The following is a 16,077-nucleotide window of genomic DNA, read 5'->3' as shown; positions in this document are numbered from 1 at the left end:
GCATCATCTGTTTGAAGCAAATAGAAACGGAGAAGCAATGCCTCCCCGTTTATTCTGATTTGAAATAGAAGTATCTATAATCTGACGATACAAATATACTATATTCCAAAGGCGATGTCAAGTGTTCCGGTGTTTATTTTATAAATCTTCCAGAGAAAAGCCCCGGTATTCTACTTGATAATCTGTATATCTCTTGACTATATCTACCGCCTTATTTTCTAAAATATGTAGGTTGATCTGTTCTTTATTCCGCTTTATTTCTCCTATCAGTAGTCGCTTCTCAAAATCGTTTACGGCAATGATGTCTATTTCATTTTCTCCTTTCCGGTCCCAATAGCTCTGCACGTTTGAATAGGACTTTGATTCGGCCAGCAATTGCCGGAAATACTTTTCGAGTACGTAGCCGCTATACGTTTCATAGTCACGCTCTACTATCTGACGTACATAATCCAAGTTTCCAATTTCTACTGCACTGCGATACTTATAGATGAAGCGGAACCAGAATTGCAGGAAGTTATCCACAATACGGTATTTGTTGTTCCGGCTTCCTTCCTTTGCCATGAATGGGCGTACACGACGGATGATGTTGTATTCGTTTTCTAACTTATCCAGATAGCCACCGGCATGTTCAGTGTACTTTCAATATCTCCGCGTGCTGTCTTAGAAGAAGCAATCAGTGCAAGGATGGAAAAATAATTGTTGTAGTCTCTGCCAAACTCTTCTATCAGTACATCCTTACCTTCCTCTAGAAAGTAAGAACCGGGAGACAGTACCGCTTTTAATATTTTCTCTTTGGTGAATGCCTTGCGGATGACCAATTGCTCGATGTATTTGGCTACACCACCGGTAAGCAGATAGAAAGCCAGCAGGTCTTCAGGTTTATAATCGGGATAATTATCGGCAAGGATTTCTTTTAGCGTACTGGTTTCAAACGGAAGAATATGCATCCGGGCGGTTGCTCTGCCATAGAGGGGTTCTTTCGAATTCTCGAATATCTGCTTCATCATTGAGTAGATAGAACCGCAAATCACTAAATTTATCCGGCTCTCTTCTTTATTGGCATCCCAGTAAAGAAATAAAGCACCGGTGTTGTGATGAAAGCATTCCGCAATAGTGTTGTTTTTCCTACACGTCTGCGTCCCACCATTATCGTCATTTGTGCCGATTCGGCGGACATCGCTTCAATTTCCCGCAGGATTTCCAATATCTGCACTCTATCGTAGAATTTCATAATCTTCCTCCTTAATTTGCCTGATTAGCGCAACAGTGGTTACTGTAACCGTGGTTGCGCTAATGACAAAGATAGGGATTGTGGGGAGATTGGCAAGGGAATTGCTGACTATTTTTTAGTAGACATTCGGTAGCAATGATATGAGTAAATTTGTTGGCTCCGATATTAGAAAGGTGGCTGGAATTAATGAAGTCCTTTTCAATAAAGCGACAGTTCGTTTTTTAACGATACTAAAGATGTAGTCGTTTCAATAAATAAGAAGCTCCGCTTTTGACAGATTACAGAGCATACGCATTATAATCTGCCAAAAGCGGAGCTTCTATATTAATTAGGTGTGAAGCTGAAAAGCGGATTAAATTCCGGCAAGTTCCAGTACCTTTTCTATTGCTGCATTCAGCCCGTCAATGTTCTTTCCACCTGCTGTTGCAAAGTGAGGTTGGCCGCCGCCGCCGCCTTGAATCAGTTTGGCAGCTTCTTTTACCAGGTTTCCGGCTTTCAATCCGCCGGCTACAAGGTTATCACTCAACATTACTGTCAGCATCGGTTTTCCTTCATTGATCGTTCCAGCAACGAAACACAGGTTTTCTGTAATCTCGCCACGTAGTTGGAATGCAATATTCTTAATGTTTTCTGCAGGTATCGGAGCACAAATCTTAATTACTTTTATGCCGTGGATTTCCTGCATGTTTTTCAGCAATCTTTCCTTTATCTGTGCCTCTTTCTCCCTCATGAAGTCTTCCATCTGTTTCTTCAATCCGGCATTCTCTTCAATGTACTTGCGGATGGTTCCGGCCAAGTCGGGTGCATTGTTGAAGAGAGCTTTCAGATCTTTCAGCGTATCTTCGATGGTGTCCATCAATTCCTCTACGCGTGCACCGGTGTAAGCTTCGATACGGCGTACGCCGGCAGCAACGGAACTTTCAGATATGATCTTTATCATACCGATGTTTCCGGTAGCGGCAACGTGTGTACCTCCACAGAACTCAACGGATGAACCGAACTGAATAACACGCACATGGTCGCCGTACTTTTCACCGAACAAGGCGATAGCACCCAATTCTTTGGCATCTTCAATAGGAATATTGCGATATTCCTTCAAAGGTATGTTGGCACGGATTTTAGCATTCACCAGATGTTCTACCTGGCGGATTTCTTCGTCTGTCACTTTCTGGAAGTGAGAGAAGTCGAAACGCAGTGAGTCGGGGCTTACTAAAGAACCCTTTTGCTCTACATGCTCGCCCAGTACTTCGCGGAGTGCAGAGTCCAGCAAGTGGGTAGCCGAGTGATTGGCTGCACAGGCAGCACGTTTGTCGGTATCTACGCAAGCCATCATCGGAGCTTCCGGATGTGCAGGCAATTTTTTGGTGATATGTATCGGAAGGTTATTTTCCTTCTTTGTATCAATTACTTCAATTGTTTCGAATTCGCTGACCAATACACCTGTATCACCTACCTGGCCACCACTTTCGGCATAGAACGGGGTATAGTCCAGTACGATCTGATACAATGTCTGGTTTTTCTGTTTCACCTGACGGTAACGGAGGATGCTTGTTTCATATTCCGTATAGTCGTAGCCTACAAATTCAGTAGTTCCTTCTTTCAGTGTGATCCAGTCGCCGGTTTCTATGGCAGCGGCATTGCGGGCACGTTGTTTCTGCTGTTGCATCTCGGCATCGAACTCCTTGATGTCGGCAGTCATACCGTTTTCACGAAGAATCAGTTCCGTCAGGTCGAGCGGGAAACCGAAAGTATCATATAAGGTAAAGGCATCCTTACCGCTGATTTCTGTCTTTCCGGCGGCTTTGGCGTCAGCCATCGTCTTATCCAGCAAGCGGATACCGGTTTCCAGTGTGCGGAGGAAAGAGTCTTCTTCTTCTTTAATAACCTTGCTGATCAGTTCTTTCTGTGCTTCCAGTTCAGGATAAGCCTCACCCATATTCTCAATCAGAACCGGCAGTAATTTATACATGAATGCCTGTCTCTGCCCCAGGAATGTATAACCGTAACGAACTGCGCGGCGCAGAATACGGCGGATTACATAACCTGCCTTTGCATTCGAAGGCAACTGACCGTCTGTAATAGAGAAAGCGATTGTACGAATGTGGTCGGCAATCACACGCATGGCGATGTCCTGTTGGTTATCTTTGCCATAGGTGGTGTCTGCCATGTGAGCGATGGCTTTCAATATCGGCTGGAATACGTCCGTATCATAGTTTGAAGTCTTGCCCTGCAGTGTGCGTACCAAGCGTTCAAAACCCATACCTGTATCGATAACTTTGGCGGGAAGTCCTTCCAGACTTCCGTCGGCTTTACGGTTGAATTGCATGAATACGAGGTTCCAGATTTCAATAACCTGCGGATGATCCTTGTTCACCAATTGGCTACCCGGAACTTTGGCTTTCTCTTCTTCCGAACGTGAGTCTATATGTATCTCGGAACACGGACCACACGGGCCTGTATCGCCCATTTCCCAGAAGTTATCATGCTTGTTACCGTTGAGGATATGGTCTTTCGGAAGGTGTTGTTCCCAAAAGGCAGCAGCTTCATTGTCCCGTTCCAATCCTTCTTCGGAGCTACCTTCGAATACGGTGGCATACAGATTCTTAGGGTCTATCTTCAGTACATCCACCAGATATTCCCATGCCCAGTTGATAGCCTCTTTCTTAAAGTAGTCACCGAACGACCAGTTACCCAGCATCTCGAACATGGTATGGTGGTACGTATCGTGTCCTACTTCTTCCAGGTCATTATGTTTTCCGCTAACGCGCAGGCATTTCTGCGAGTCCGCGACTCTTTTATATTTTGCCGGGTGGTTACCCAAAATAATATCTTTAAACTGGTTCATCCCCGCATTAGTAAACATCAGTGTCGGGTCATCTTTAATTACCATTGGAGCCGAGGGCACTATCTGATGGCCTTTGCTCTCGAAGAAACTCTTGAATGAGTTCCGGATTTCATTTGCAGTCAACATACTCTTCTATTTATCTTAATCTGTTACTATCTTCTGTTCGCTATTATCTACTAACTACTTGCTACTTAGTATTAATATTCTTGAAAAAACTGTGCAAAGATAGCTTGTTTTTATTACTTTTGCCGTATTAATGAGCGAAATATTTCCAAAAGATGCGCAAAGTTTACTACATTTATAATCCACAGACGCAGACTTATGACCGTATTTACCCTACTGTCCGGCAACGGATGGTGAGTCTCCTGCGCCGTTTGTTTATCGGCATGGGCTTAGGGGCAGGTAGTTTCATTATTCTGCTGATTATCTTCGGTTCACCTTCCGAGAAAGAGTTGAGGAAGGAAAATAGCCAACTTTTAGCGCAATATAATGTGCTTTCCCGTCGTCTGGACGAGGCAATGGGGGTGTTGCAGGATGTGCAACAGCGTGATGATAACCTGTATCGGGTTATATTTGCGGCTGACCCTGTACCTTCGGCTATTCGCCAGGCAGGGTATGGCGGCACTAACCGTTATGAACACCTGATGGATATGGCGAACTCCGATCTGGTAGTGAATACAACTCAGAAGATGGATATGCTCAGCAAGCAACTCTATATCCAGTCGCGTTCCTTCGATGATGTGGTGGATATGTGTAAGAGCCATGATGAAATGTTGCGTTGTATCCCGGCTATCCAGCCTGTTTCCAATAAAGACCTTCGCAAAACAGCTTCCGGTTACGGAACGCGTATCGACCCTATTTACGGAACTACAAAATTCCATGCAGGTATGGACTTCTCGGCACCTTTGGGTACGGATGTTTATGCCACAGGAGATGGTACGGTGATACAGATGGGGTGGCAAACCGGATATGGTAACCGGATTGTGGTAGATCATGGATTTGGTTATCAGACCGTATACGCGCATTTGCGTGATTTCCGTACCAAGGTCGGAAAGAAGGTGGTACGCGGTGAAGTTATTGGCGGAGTAGGTAGTACGGGAAAGAGTACAGGCCCTCACTTGCATTATGAAGTTCACGTAAAAGGTCAGGTAGTCAACCCTGTCAACTATTACTTTATGGACTTGAGTGCTGAGGATTACGACCGGATGATACAGATTGCTGCCAACCATGGTAAAGTTCTCGATTAACAGCTATGGATAAAGACTTGAAATTATATTATTCCATCAGTGAGGTAGCCCAGATGTTCGATGTGAACGAGTCCTTGCTTCGTTTCTGGGAGAAAGAGTTTCCACAACTTTCTCCGAAGAAGGGGAGTCGTGGGGTGCGGCAATATCGCAAAGAGGATATTGAAACTGTGAAGCTGATCTATCATCTGGTGAAGGAACGGGGAATGACATTACCCGGTGCCCGCCAGCGAATGAAGGACAATAAAGAAAACACTCTTCGTAACTTTGAAATTGTAGATCGTCTGAAAGCTGTTCGTGAAGAACTGCTTAATATGAAGAGAGCTCTTGACGGATTTACTTATGAACAGGTGGATGAACTGAAAAAAGATATTCAGGAAATAGAAGGATGAATAGGATTACTTTATACCGTGTAAGGAAAATGGATAAAGTCTCAAGTCCCCGATTACAAGAAGTTAAGAGTTTGTCGACAAGAAGTTAATTCCTTGTCAACAAACTCTTAACTTCTTGTCTACTAAAAAATGATATCTTGTAACCCGTTGATAGTTAGCGATAAAACCTCTTCGTGTAGAAGCGTGGTTTGTGTATAAATATCGCTTAATTTTACTTAACGGATCATCTCTTTTATACAATCTTGCTTTTATAGATTCCTTATAACCTTATGGATGGAGCCTGCCCAATAATTACGCAGCCCGAAACCTCTTGCTTTACCACCGGTTGCCCAGTCTTGTATTATTTCTTTCGTTTCCGTGTTGAAGAATACTACTTGATAAGAACCGTATGCTTCTGCTTTGTTCAGTAATTTGGCAATGATAACCAAGCCAATACCCGGTTTCTTTTGCGTGGGAAGTGCGTTTACAATTTGCTTAATCTGATCTTCACTCAGCACATAGCTTGCATTGGTCGTCATCAATTCTTGTGGATCGATAGCTTCATTGACCTGATTGACAGCATCGAGTGAGATTTCATTAACTCTTACTTTCAGCTTCTTACTTACGTCATATTTCTTGGCTTCGGTAATGAACAATTGGTTAATTCCATCAAATGCCACTTTAAATTGTGCCGGGGTTTCTGCTGCGCCAAATACTTTAGCTGCTGAATAGTCCACTCCATAGAAATTGATACTTTCAACTTCTTTAAGGAAGTTCTTGTTTTGTCCGAAACAAATCATGCTTGTTGCAAGGAACAGAAGGGTGAATAACTTTTTCATACAATTAATAATTTAGAATCAGTACTCAGTTTATTATTCTGTCAAAATTAGAAATTAGTTATCGTAAATCAAAGAATTTGATGCTTTTTCTACTCATCGGAGGCATTTGTATCTGGGAGATATATTCTGCCGGTTCAAACCGGATAGTAGGAGCTACCCGTATTTTAGAGCGGAATAAATCTTTAATTTCTTTGGCAAAGCTTTCGCTGTTCTCGTCACTGCCAATCCGAATCAGTATCTCGTCTGTACCTAACTTGTTGGTGTACACCTCAACAACATAGTTCTTTACCCGGGGAATATCATCCAATATGTCGAATAATGCAGGTGGATACAGAGTTGTTCCTTTGTATTTTATCATTTGTCCTTTTCGTCCCAGCACAGAACTTAACCGGATGGTGTTTCTGCCACATGCACAAGCTTCCGTATATTGGTAACAGATATCTCCGGTTTTGAAACGAAGTAAAGGCATACCTTCTACCCCTAAGGTGGTAATGGTTACTTCTCCCGGTTCTCCTGTTTTCACCGGAAGGTTCTTGTCATCTAAAAATTCTACAATAATAAGCTCGGGTTGCAGGTGTCCGCCATGGAATTCAGAACATTCGGTGAAGGACGATTGCATTTCCGTAGAGGCATAAGTGGAATAGAGTTGGAGTGACGGCCACTTTTCGCTGATACGCTGTCCAAGGGTGTTCAATGTAAAGTCAGGGTTACGCAGTGCTTCGCCGATACATACACACTTCTTCATAGAACAGGTGTTATGATCAATCTGATTTTTCTCGGCAAACTCTATCAATTTAATAAGGAATGAAGGAACGACCATGCCGCAGGTAGGGTGAATACGGTGAATGGTATCCCATTGCAGTTCCGGTATCCCGTTGCCTACACGGGCTACTCCCATACCGAGCTCTCTGGCTCCCAAGTAGTACGCCAGCCCTGCCATGAAGCGGCGGTCTATGGTGGTCATCAGTTGCAGTATATCGTGTCGGCTGCATCCGGCGGTATTGAAGGACAAAAACTCGTTGTATGCCAGACGGTCCAGGTCTTTGGAGGTCAGTACAAAAGTAACCGGATCTCCTAAAGTTCCGGAAGTGGTGACATAGTCGATAATATCATCCGGGTCTACACAGATGAATTCACTATTATGTAGTTGCAGGTCTGTTTTGGTGGTAACGGGAATTTGTTGGAGGTCTTCTATCTTCTTGATTCGGGTGATGTCTATGGAATGTTCTTTGAACATTTGCTGATAGAAGCGGGAATGTGCCTGCAAGTAAGCCAAGGTCTCAGTGAGTCTGGCTTCCTGATACAATTTAATCTCTTCGGGAGAACGAAACTGTATGTCTGGATTCTTTTCCATATTATTGGTTTTTGTTGATTTTTTGTTGGATTCGTACTTTTTCTGCTTGTTTGGGTATGGGCATTGTTAGTGCTTTCTGCCAATAGGTTATAGCTGTATCTGTTTGCTGTATTGCAGCATAATAATCTCCCAATACTTCGTAAACGTAATAGAACGAAGGATTGGATGCCTCATAAAGATTCAGAACCTTTGTTTCTATTGTTTCTTTCCGTCGGGTCTTTTCCCGGATGAGCTTTGTTAGCTGTTTATAAGCCATGAACTGTTTGTAGCTTGCTTGTCTGATAAAGTTGTCTTCGGGAATAGTCAGATTCAAAGTGGCGATTTCGTGATGGAAATTTACAGTATCGCTGAATATTTTGTTCAGATCGTATGCCATATACTTGCCGCATTGCCAGGGAGAAGTGGATACGTACATGATCTGCTTCTCTGGCAGGAAAATAACAGAGTGATGGGCTATGAGTTGATTGATAGCCGTTTCATTACCCATGCCCAAATCAATATTGTCCAATCCTTTTTGGTTGCGGAGTATGGAAGCAGCTTTCATGGGGGCGATAGGATTATTCTCTTTCAACAGTTCTTGCAGACGGGCAAAACGATAGGGACTATCGGAAGTCGCAATGTTTTCCTGGTTACGTTCATCGTTGCGGAAGGCATCCGACTGATAATGGTTCGTACAAATAATCAGATTACCGCTACTCGTAAAAAGTACCGTTTTCTCCGGTGACTTTTCAATGATAGCGGCTCTGCCATCCCGCGCGGAACCGATCAGTATGGATTCGGAAACAAATGTTTTCCGCTTCAGGGCGATGGCATAAGCTTCATCAATCGTTGAGGCATATTGCAGTATCTCTCTGGTCAGGATAGAGATGGGAGTAGCGGAAGCAGTCGGCATATCCGATTTTGCAGCATTGATAGTCACCGTGAGTCCGGTTTCATTCATGCCCGAAAGTACACCGATCATACCCGGCCAACCCACGGATGCAAATTTATAACCTTGCTCGGGCTGATAAAAAGATACCAGTTTGTTGTGTGCAAACTTATCCCCCATATAAAAATCAAAATTGCGTCCGATGATGAGGGAAGAGTCGGTACTGTTTTCTCCCCAGGTGGCAAAGGAACTGCAACCTACCAACATGTAATCTTGCATGGCATGTCCCAGATCGTGAGCCGAATGATAATTGAGTTGGCGCTCGTAGGGAGTACCGATAAAGTCGTACTCATGGGTACAGGAGAGCGAAATGCCATAAATTTCATCTCTGAATTCTTCCGGGACATTCTTTCCTAAATTACGGTTGAAAAGTACGATGAAGAAGCGGAGAAACTTAAGATAATTGTCAGAAGGTACGATTTCGCGTATCTGGTCAACAAAGACTTTCTCCTGATAATATAGTAAATCAGAAGAAAGTCTGCCTATGGCCTCACCGCGCTGGAATGCGTCGCCACTCACCTTCAATTCCCACAGACCACTGTTGCTTTGCCGCAGATAATTGCCCGCATATTCCCGAAGACTATCTGTCTGTACCAATTCTCCGTTGGCTTTTGGGGAGTAGTCGGGAGTCAGCATATCCGCAGAGAAATAGAGTATGCTAACAAAGAGGATAATGGCAAAGAGAAGCACCCCTATGCCACATGCCGTATATTTAATTGTTTTCTTTACTATCTTATGCATGGCCTATTCGTTTAGCTAAATATTCATGTCCGAGTAATTCGCCGCAAGTGATGATGGAGGTTAATGTTACTCCTAAAGCACCGTGGACGTTTAGGTTCTGTCCTGTGAGAAGTAAGTTTCCCAATTTGGTTCGGGTGGAAACAAAGCCGATTTGCGGACATTTATAATCTTTGATAATTCCATAGGCGGAACCGTCGCAAGTACCCGTAAAGTCTCTGTAGCTAAGTGGAGTAGTGGTATACATTGTCTCGATGTGATCGGTAAAATCGATCCCGTGATTTTTGATGAACTCCAATAACTGCCTGGCTTTTCCCATTTTGAAGGCTTTATAGTCTTCACCTCGTTGTTCGGGAAGTGTATCCTGCCAGGCGGACAGTTCATCTATATACATGGGAGTCAGAATGGAAATGACGTCTGCATAATCACTGTTGCGGGAAGATGCTTGTGTGGAGATCATGCAATTGGTGGTATATCCCATATTGACTTTCTTGTCATACCATACATCGTTGTTTCCATGCAGATAGAGGTTCTGGTTCTGATACGGATAACTTTTCTCTCTCATAATCAGATAAAGAGTGAAAATGCCGTATGTGTTTTCTAAAGAACTAATACGGGAGATATAGGCATTTTTGATACAGCGGGTTTTGTCCAGCAAGGTTAATGTTTGTTTGGGGTGTACGTTAGAGATGATGTATTTGCTTTCTATCCGCTCTACATGGTTTATCTCTACCCCTGCTACCTGATTGTTCTCTACAATGATACGGGTGACCTCACAGTTGTTCAAAACTGTTCCGCCATGAGTACGAATCACATTGATCATTTCAGAGGCCACTTGCATACTTCCGTCAATGAACCGATAGGCTCCTTGTATGTAGGAGTTGTTAATCATGGCGTGTTCATAGAAGTTGGAATGTTCTCTTAAACCACCATACAGAAGTGCCGAGCCGGCCAATACCGATTGCAAATCAGGATTGGTGGTAATCTTATCTATCATTCCTGCTGCTGAGGTATTGAAGAACTTCATTCCTTCAGTAGAAATAATACCTTTCTTCAGATTGTCCACACTGATCAGGTTGCCTACTTCTTTCAGTAACGTTGTATATTGCCAGAGATTTTCTTTTTCGTGAGGAAATGATCGGCAAAGGGTATCGGTAAAACGTTCGTATCCCATTGCATAATCATATATGCGATTCTTATAGAAAATCTTATCAAAAGCATTTTCATCCAGTTTCCGGACTTTGAGGTGATCCATGATTCCTACATACCGGAAAAACTGATTCATGACTTGTCCTTCGTCCAGGCTACCTATATAATGAATTCCTGTATCCAACAAATGTCCTTTCCGGCGATAGGTCTGAAAGCATCCTCCAAACAGTTCGTTCTTTTCGAGCACACATACGTTATACCCTTCTTTACTAAGTATGGCTCCACATTCAAGGCCACCTAACCCGCTTCCAATGATGATGATGTCATACTTACTCATGGTAATTGCTTTTTAAGTATATAGATGGTATTCGATGTATATTTATCGTTGCGGATAGTCTTTACTTCCATTCCACACTCCCGGGCTATGCTCTGAATTTGAGCTTCGGAAGTGAAACAGAGCTTATCCGTAGTGCGATTGAACTTGACAACTTGGGTAGAGAGAACTTCAGTGAGGCGGGTTAGCCGATGTTTATGGGTTTCAGCGGAATTTCCATCACGTACGATAATCATTCCTTCAGGACGAAGAAGATTGGCGCATTTCACTAGCAAGTCATGTTGATGTTCATAATTCATGTAATGCAATACGTCATTCAGGATGAAGACATCACTTTCCGGGAACTCATAAACCGATGCGTCAGCATGTTCAAAACGAAGGTTTTCGCCACGAAGCCAGCCGTGTTGAGCTATAGCTATTTTATCTTCGTCATAATCGATTCCTAATATTTGCCTTTCTTTGGATATCATAGACAGCATATAACACAGAGGACCTAGACCACAACCGATATCCGTAATCTGTCCTTCCATTGGAATCAGTTGATTGAATAACTGGTAATTGTGTTCCATCTTTACTTTGATGCGGATGTACCACTCGATGACAGGACTTTTATAGATATAGTTCAGTACCAATGCCTCATAAAATGCCGGATTCGCCGGTGTATTCTTTTCCAGGCAAATACGTGCATATTCTTCTTTCATGTAGGAAGAGATGCGCTTGGTACGTTCCTGATAGGTAGTTCCGAATGAATCATCGTTATAAAGTATGCGAGGCAATATTTTAGAGTAAATAATGCCTTTGCGGACATAGAAAGGTTGTGCCTTGGCTATAATCTCTCCATTGCCGTATAGCAGAATAGGAATAATATCCAATTGCAGAGTTTCTGATAAATAGAAAGCACCTTTATGAAAACGTTTCATCTTGCCGTCATAGGTCCGGGTACCTTCGGGGAAAATGGCAATGGAGTATCCTTCTCTTACTTTTTCCCGCATCCGTTCCACACAAAGTTCATATCCTTCGTCTACATGGAAGAAGCCTGCATACTGAATGATTTTTCCAAATACCGGAGAGTTCCATACCCAGTGATTGGTTATCATGATGATCTTCGGGGAAAAAGATAATAACTCCAGGATATCAATGAAAGACTGGTGATTGGCTATTATGATAGCCGGCTTTTTGAATGTCTCATTGGTTACGTTGATGTGTTCTTTACGTACGAATGTTGCCACTACCAATATACCTTTGCAAGTAATGTTGATAATCCGGCAAACAAGCTGCTGCTTATAACTGCGGCGTACCGGAATGAGGTATAATAAGAAAATGAAAATTCTCAGAATTATACATCCTGTAACGAAGAGCATGAAAAGGATGATCGTGCGGAGTAAGCCTATTAAGGTATACGGAGGTAATCCCTTAGAAGTCGGTTTAACAATAAAGAACTGGAAAATAATAGGTTGTATGGTATAGGCTACTAATACCACCGCTACCATTCCAAGGATGGAAATCAGTGAAATGGATTGCAGGGCGGGATGTTTGGCAAATACTAAAGTTCCCATTCCCACAACGGCTGTGAATGCAGAGAAGAAAATAGCTGTCTTATGGGAATTCAGGATTGCTTTCCCTGTCCGGTATTTGTTTTGGAGTCCATCCATGATGAAGATACTGAAGTCGTCTCCGATACCGAAAATGAAAGTAGAGAGGATAATATTGATAATGTTGAATTCGATACCCAGAATCCCCATCAGGCCCAAAATAATGGTCCAGCTGATGAGCATGGGCAGGAAACAGATCAGGGTTAATTCTATACGCCCGTACGAAATCAATAGGGCCAGGAATATAAGGAACGAAGAAATATAAAGTATCAGGTAAAAGTCATTATTGATGGCAGAGACCCATTGATTAGTGAAATAACTCCGGTCGAAGACTACAACATCCGTATTATCCTTGAATTGTTGGTAGACTTCTTCCTTATTATCATCAGTGATGCGTACTTGGGTAACAAGCATCGTGATGGAGTCAGCACTTGTTTGCCATTCGTTCAGTAGGGTAGTGGCAATGCTATTTGTATCGTCCTGATAATTATAGGGCTGGAATGGGTGTTCTAACCATTGGTAAAATGCATTGAAACTACCTTCCCGGAAGTGATAGGTACGGGCGGCGGTGTCTATGTATTTACGGATAGTTGATATCTTTCCCGACTCTCCCCAATACTGGTTCCATTGTTCCAGACGCTTTTGCTGTTCTTCCGGTGAAATTAAGAATTGCTCGGCAGATGCATACGCTTTAATAAGTCCCTGCTCTTTAAAAGTGGATAAGTGCTGATTGGTATTTGCATAACTTTCGAGTGCTTCCGTCATGTTCTTACCTACACTGACAAAAAGTACGGTTTTCTCTTGGGCATTGAAAAGCTGTTCCAGTTTAGCCTCTGCTTGTTTTAAGTGTTGAGGTTCATAGTTGAGGCTCATCATGTCTTCGTTAAACTTGACTTTTTGTGAAGTAAATAAGCCGATAAGGGTAATAATAACGATACCACCTACTAACCATTTGTTCTTTTCATAAGGATAGGCATTGATTTTCTCAATAAAGCGTAAGACCCTGCCTTGTTTCACATCTGCTTGTCCTTTCAGGAAGTGCGGAAGATAAATAAGACAGAAAAGGGTAGTACCGATAAGTGCCAGAGAAGCAAACAAACCGAAATCACGCAGTAGTTCGGAAGTGGTAAAAGTAAGTCCGAAGAATGCACCTATTGTAGTGAAACTGCCTACTGTAAGCGGATAAGTTATTTCTTTAATCAATTGCTGGACGGTAGAAACATGATTTTGATGGGCCAGCATGTGTATGGAGTAACTCAGCGCAATACCCAGAATAGCCGATCCGGCACCTACGGCAATTGCAGAAATATATCCCTGAATAAAGTAAATCAGGCATAAAGCGAACAATCCCCCGAATAAAACGGGAGTGACAATGAGAGGGATTGATTTCTTGTGCTTAAACACCAGCGAGATGAAAACAATGATAATCAGCAGTGCGATCGAAGAAGTAATAATGGTATCCTTTTTAATCTGTCGCGCATTATAGACACTGACAGAGGGACCTCCAAAGTAAGATACGTGAATGGAAGGATACTCTTTCTGAACCTGTTGCAACTCATTTTCAAGTATTCGGATCAGATTTTCATTCTCACCGGTACTTCCTGTTCCGAATACCGGAGTCATAAACATCAGCAATGTATTTCCATCCTTCGAAAAGATGTGTCCGTTGTTGATTTCATAATTGGTTTCCAACTGAAAATCCTGCAGATGCTTTAATACGTTATTCCCAAGTCCTAACGGGTCTCTTTGTATATAACTTCTCAATGCTATACCTGCGGGAGAAAGAAGGTTGGTATAGTTCTTTCGCATCATGGCTTCTATGCCTTCTTGCGTTAAAAGTGAGTCGAAGTGCTGATAGTCTTTTTCCGTCAGGAACAGCGGAAGATTTTCATAAACAAAATCTGTTGCTTTTTCAATGGTTGTTTCATCTACTTCCGAAAAGATATCTTTAATCCAGGTTTGGTTAGACTCTTCTAATAAGCTTTGTTTCAGTTGGTCTCCGGCCTCTATCATTAAATCCGGAGTTACTGTAGAGTCGGCAGGAGAGATTAAGATGATAATCTTATCTTTTATTTTTAGGTTATCAAATACTTTGGTGATGTTCTGGCTGTTTTTCGTATCAGGAAAGAAACGGGTCACATTCTCTTCAAACCTGACTTGCCAGGCGAAGTACCCCATAAAAAGGACACAAACACAGAGTGACAAGTAGAAGAGAACTTTGTGTCTTTGAAAATAATTATATAGTCTGATAAAGAACTGAGTCATGTTGTTTTCGGCCTTCTGTATATAGTAAGCAGGCTGATCGTTATAATACCTGCCAGTATACTACAAGCGGTTGCAAAGATAACACTTCCAATTAAATATTGCTCTAAAACCGATTTCACATTTTCAAATGAGATATCGGTAAGATGAAGTTCAACCGGCCTGTTCAGGACTTTACATCCTGTCAGGTAACTGCCATATAATAGGAAAGGAATCATGGGAGGAATACTGATATTAGCTGCTACAATAGCTATTACTTTGTTGAGTTTAAGCACATGAGCCAAAAACAAAGTGGCAAGCATCTGGTATCCCCAAATCGGGACTATTCCCATAAATACACCTAACATAATGGCATAGGTAATCTTCAGATTCGATTCTTCGGACTGTGTAATGTGAGTCCGGAAGAATTTCCGGCAATTACTCCAGGTTAGTTTCCGGAAGAAGTTACGCGGATAAATCCAGAGGAAAGTAATGAACACTAAGAAGGTATTCAATATGCTGATGCGAGTGAAATCCCGGAAAGGACGGAAGTGGGAGACACGTTCTTCCTGGGGCGGATAATAGACATGTATGGGTATATTGCGGACTGTAGTTCCTCCCCATACTGCAAAGACCAGTGCTTCAAGCTCAAATTCATATTTAGCGGTATAGTAGAATCTCTGCACATTGATTTTATGTAATGGATAGAGCCGGTAACCCGATTGGGTATCCTGAAGCTTTACTCCGGTTTCAAGTTTAAACCAGAAGTTGGAGAATTTATTGGCAAAAGTATTCTTGCCCGGCATATTGTCCGAAGTCAGATTACGGGCACCTACCAGCAACGTATCCGGTTCTTTTTCTATTTCTTCCATGAAGATAGGAATGTCCGAAGCAAAATGCTGTCCATCGGAATCTATAGTGATGGCATATCGGTAGCCGGCTGCTTTGGCCTGCTTCAATCCGTTCTTTAAGGCAGTTCCTTTTCCTTTATTGGTAGGATGGGTGATGATATGCAGGTTCGGATAGTTTTCCAGAAGAGTAGGGGTGCTATCGGTAGAGCCGTCATTGACAACGATGATATCTTCTACATAGAAGAGTACATCTTCAATTACGGTAGTCAGCGTCTTTTCATTATTGTAGGTAGGTATAATAACTACAATACCAAGTTGCCTGGCTTTCTCATGCCATAGTTCCTCGCTACGTTCTTCCAT

The 16,077-nt window shown here is 42.6% G+C and carries 12 protein-coding genes; 2 read left to right on the top strand and 10 right to left on the bottom strand.

What is annotated here, in order from left to right; translation table 11 throughout:
• Positions 1-138: 138 nt before the first annotated feature.
• From BN161_RS30280 to alaS, 4 genes are all read right to left on the bottom strand, one after another.
• The gene (locus BN161_RS30280) at positions 139-561 is read right to left on the bottom strand and encodes a DUF234 domain-containing protein (protein ID WP_052356149.1); all 423 of its coding nucleotides are present in this window, start codon (positions 559-561) and stop codon (positions 139-141) included.
• Positions 562-599: 38 nt separating this feature from the next.
• Positions 600-1,007, bottom strand: coding sequence for an AAA family ATPase (locus BN161_RS30275; protein ID WP_052356148.1), 408 nt, complete (start codon positions 1,005-1,007; stop codon positions 600-602).
• Between the two features lie 29 nt (positions 1,008-1,036).
• Positions 1,037-1,231 (bottom strand): ATP-binding protein, encoded by a 195-nt coding sequence (locus tag BN161_RS30270; RefSeq protein ID WP_052356147.1) that lies wholly within the window; start codon positions 1,229-1,231, stop codon positions 1,037-1,039.
• A 352-nt stretch (positions 1,232-1,583) separates the two neighbouring features.
• On the bottom strand, positions 1,584-4,202 hold the full coding sequence (gene alaS / locus BN161_RS01845) for an alanine--tRNA ligase (RefSeq protein ID WP_044262488.1): 2,619 nt from the start codon (positions 4,200-4,202) through the stop codon (positions 1,584-1,586).
• Between the two features lie 152 nt (positions 4,203-4,354).
• Here alaS and BN161_RS01840 point away from each other — a divergent pair, with 152 nt between their 5' ends.
• Together BN161_RS01840 and BN161_RS01835 are read left to right on the top strand one after the other, a co-directional pair.
• Positions 4,355-5,323 carry a M23 family metallopeptidase gene (locus BN161_RS01840; RefSeq protein ID WP_007215113.1) on the top strand — a complete coding sequence of 323 codons (969 nt, stop codon included), beginning with the start codon at positions 4,355-4,357 and terminating at the stop codon, positions 5,321-5,323.
• A gap of 5 nt (positions 5,324-5,328) precedes the next feature.
• Entirely contained in the window at positions 5,329-5,712 is a 384-nt protein-coding gene (locus BN161_RS01835) for a MerR family transcriptional regulator (protein WP_044262486.1), read from the top strand.
• Between the two features lie 248 nt (positions 5,713-5,960).
• Here BN161_RS01835 and BN161_RS01830 read toward each other — a convergent pair whose 3' ends face one another.
• Genes BN161_RS01830 through BN161_RS01805 form a run of 6 tightly spaced genes read right to left on the bottom strand, consistent with a single transcriptional unit; the run spans position 5,961 to position 16,077 of the window.
• A complete protein-coding gene (locus BN161_RS01830) occupies positions 5,961-6,530 on the bottom strand; it encodes a hypothetical protein (RefSeq protein ID WP_044262485.1) in 570 nt (189 codons plus the stop codon).
• Positions 6,531-6,588: 58 nt separating this feature from the next.
• Positions 6,589-7,884 (bottom strand): phenylacetate--CoA ligase family protein, encoded by a 1,296-nt coding sequence (locus tag BN161_RS01825; protein WP_044262483.1) that lies wholly within the window; start codon positions 7,882-7,884, stop codon positions 6,589-6,591.
• 1 nt (position 7,885) lies between these two features.
• Complete coding sequence (locus BN161_RS01820) at positions 7,886-9,553, bottom strand: C45 family autoproteolytic acyltransferase/hydolase (RefSeq protein ID WP_044262481.1); 1,668 nt, start codon at positions 9,551-9,553, stop codon at positions 7,886-7,888.
• Positions 9,546-11,036 (bottom strand): phytoene desaturase family protein, encoded by a 1,491-nt coding sequence (locus BN161_RS01815; RefSeq protein ID WP_044262479.1) that lies wholly within the window; start codon positions 11,034-11,036, stop codon positions 9,546-9,548. Before BN161_RS01815 ends, BN161_RS01820 begins: the two co-directional genes overlap by 8 nt.
• Positions 11,033-14,890: a trifunctional MMPL family transporter/lysophospholipid acyltransferase/class I SAM-dependent methyltransferase gene (locus BN161_RS01810; protein WP_044262476.1), complete on the bottom strand. Its 3,858-nt coding sequence runs from the start codon at positions 14,888-14,890 to the stop codon at positions 11,033-11,035. The genes BN161_RS01815 and BN161_RS01810 overlap by 4 nt, the downstream gene beginning before the upstream one ends.
• Complete coding sequence (locus tag BN161_RS01805) at positions 14,887-16,077, bottom strand: DUF2062 domain-containing protein (protein ID WP_044262475.1); 1,191 nt, start codon at positions 16,075-16,077, stop codon at positions 14,887-14,889. The genes BN161_RS01810 and BN161_RS01805 overlap by 4 nt, the downstream gene beginning before the upstream one ends.

Origin of the sequence: Bacteroides timonensis (assembly GCF_000513195.1) — a bacterium.
Lineage (GTDB): Bacteria > Bacteroidota > Bacteroidia > Bacteroidales > Bacteroidaceae > Bacteroides > Bacteroides timonensis.
This window is presented reverse-complemented; position numbering and strand designations above follow the sequence as displayed.

What these genes read in the sequence shown, in the direction of transcription:
- BN161_RS30280 (WP_052356149.1), bottom strand. Translation starts at nt 561, where the DNA reads ATGGCAAAGGAAGGAAGCCGGAACAACAAATACCGTATTGTGGATAAC.
- BN161_RS30275 (WP_052356148.1), bottom strand. Translation starts at nt 1,007, where the DNA reads ATGATGAAGCAGATATTCGAGAATTCGAAAGAACCCCTCTATGGCAGA.
- BN161_RS30270 (WP_052356147.1), bottom strand. Translation starts at nt 1,231, where the DNA reads ATGAAATTCTACGATAGAGTGCAGATATTGGAAATCCTGCGGGAAATT.
- alaS (WP_044262488.1), bottom strand. Translation starts at nt 4,202, where the DNA reads ATGTTGACTGCAAATGAAATCCGGAACTCATTCAAGAGTTTCTTCGAG.
- BN161_RS01840 (WP_007215113.1), top strand. Translation starts at nt 4,355, where the DNA reads ATGCGCAAAGTTTACTACATTTATAATCCACAGACGCAGACTTATGAC.
- BN161_RS01835 (WP_044262486.1), top strand. Translation starts at nt 5,329, where the DNA reads ATGGATAAAGACTTGAAATTATATTATTCCATCAGTGAGGTAGCCCAG.
- BN161_RS01830 (WP_044262485.1), bottom strand. Translation starts at nt 6,530, where the DNA reads ATGAAAAAGTTATTCACCCTTCTGTTCCTTGCAACAAGCATGATTTGT.
- BN161_RS01825 (WP_044262483.1), bottom strand. Translation starts at nt 7,884, where the DNA reads ATGGAAAAGAATCCAGACATACAGTTTCGTTCTCCCGAAGAGATTAAA.
- BN161_RS01820 (WP_044262481.1), bottom strand. Translation starts at nt 9,553, where the DNA reads ATGCATAAGATAGTAAAGAAAACAATTAAATATACGGCATGTGGCATA.
- BN161_RS01815 (WP_044262479.1), bottom strand. Translation starts at nt 11,036, where the DNA reads ATGAGTAAGTATGACATCATCATCATTGGAAGCGGGTTAGGTGGCCTT.
- BN161_RS01810 (WP_044262476.1), bottom strand. Translation starts at nt 14,890, where the DNA reads ATGACTCAGTTCTTTATCAGACTATATAATTATTTTCAAAGACACAAA.
- BN161_RS01805 (WP_044262475.1), bottom strand. Translation starts at nt 16,077, where the DNA reads ATGGAAGAACGTAGCGAGGAACTATGGCATGAGAAAGCCAGGCAACTT.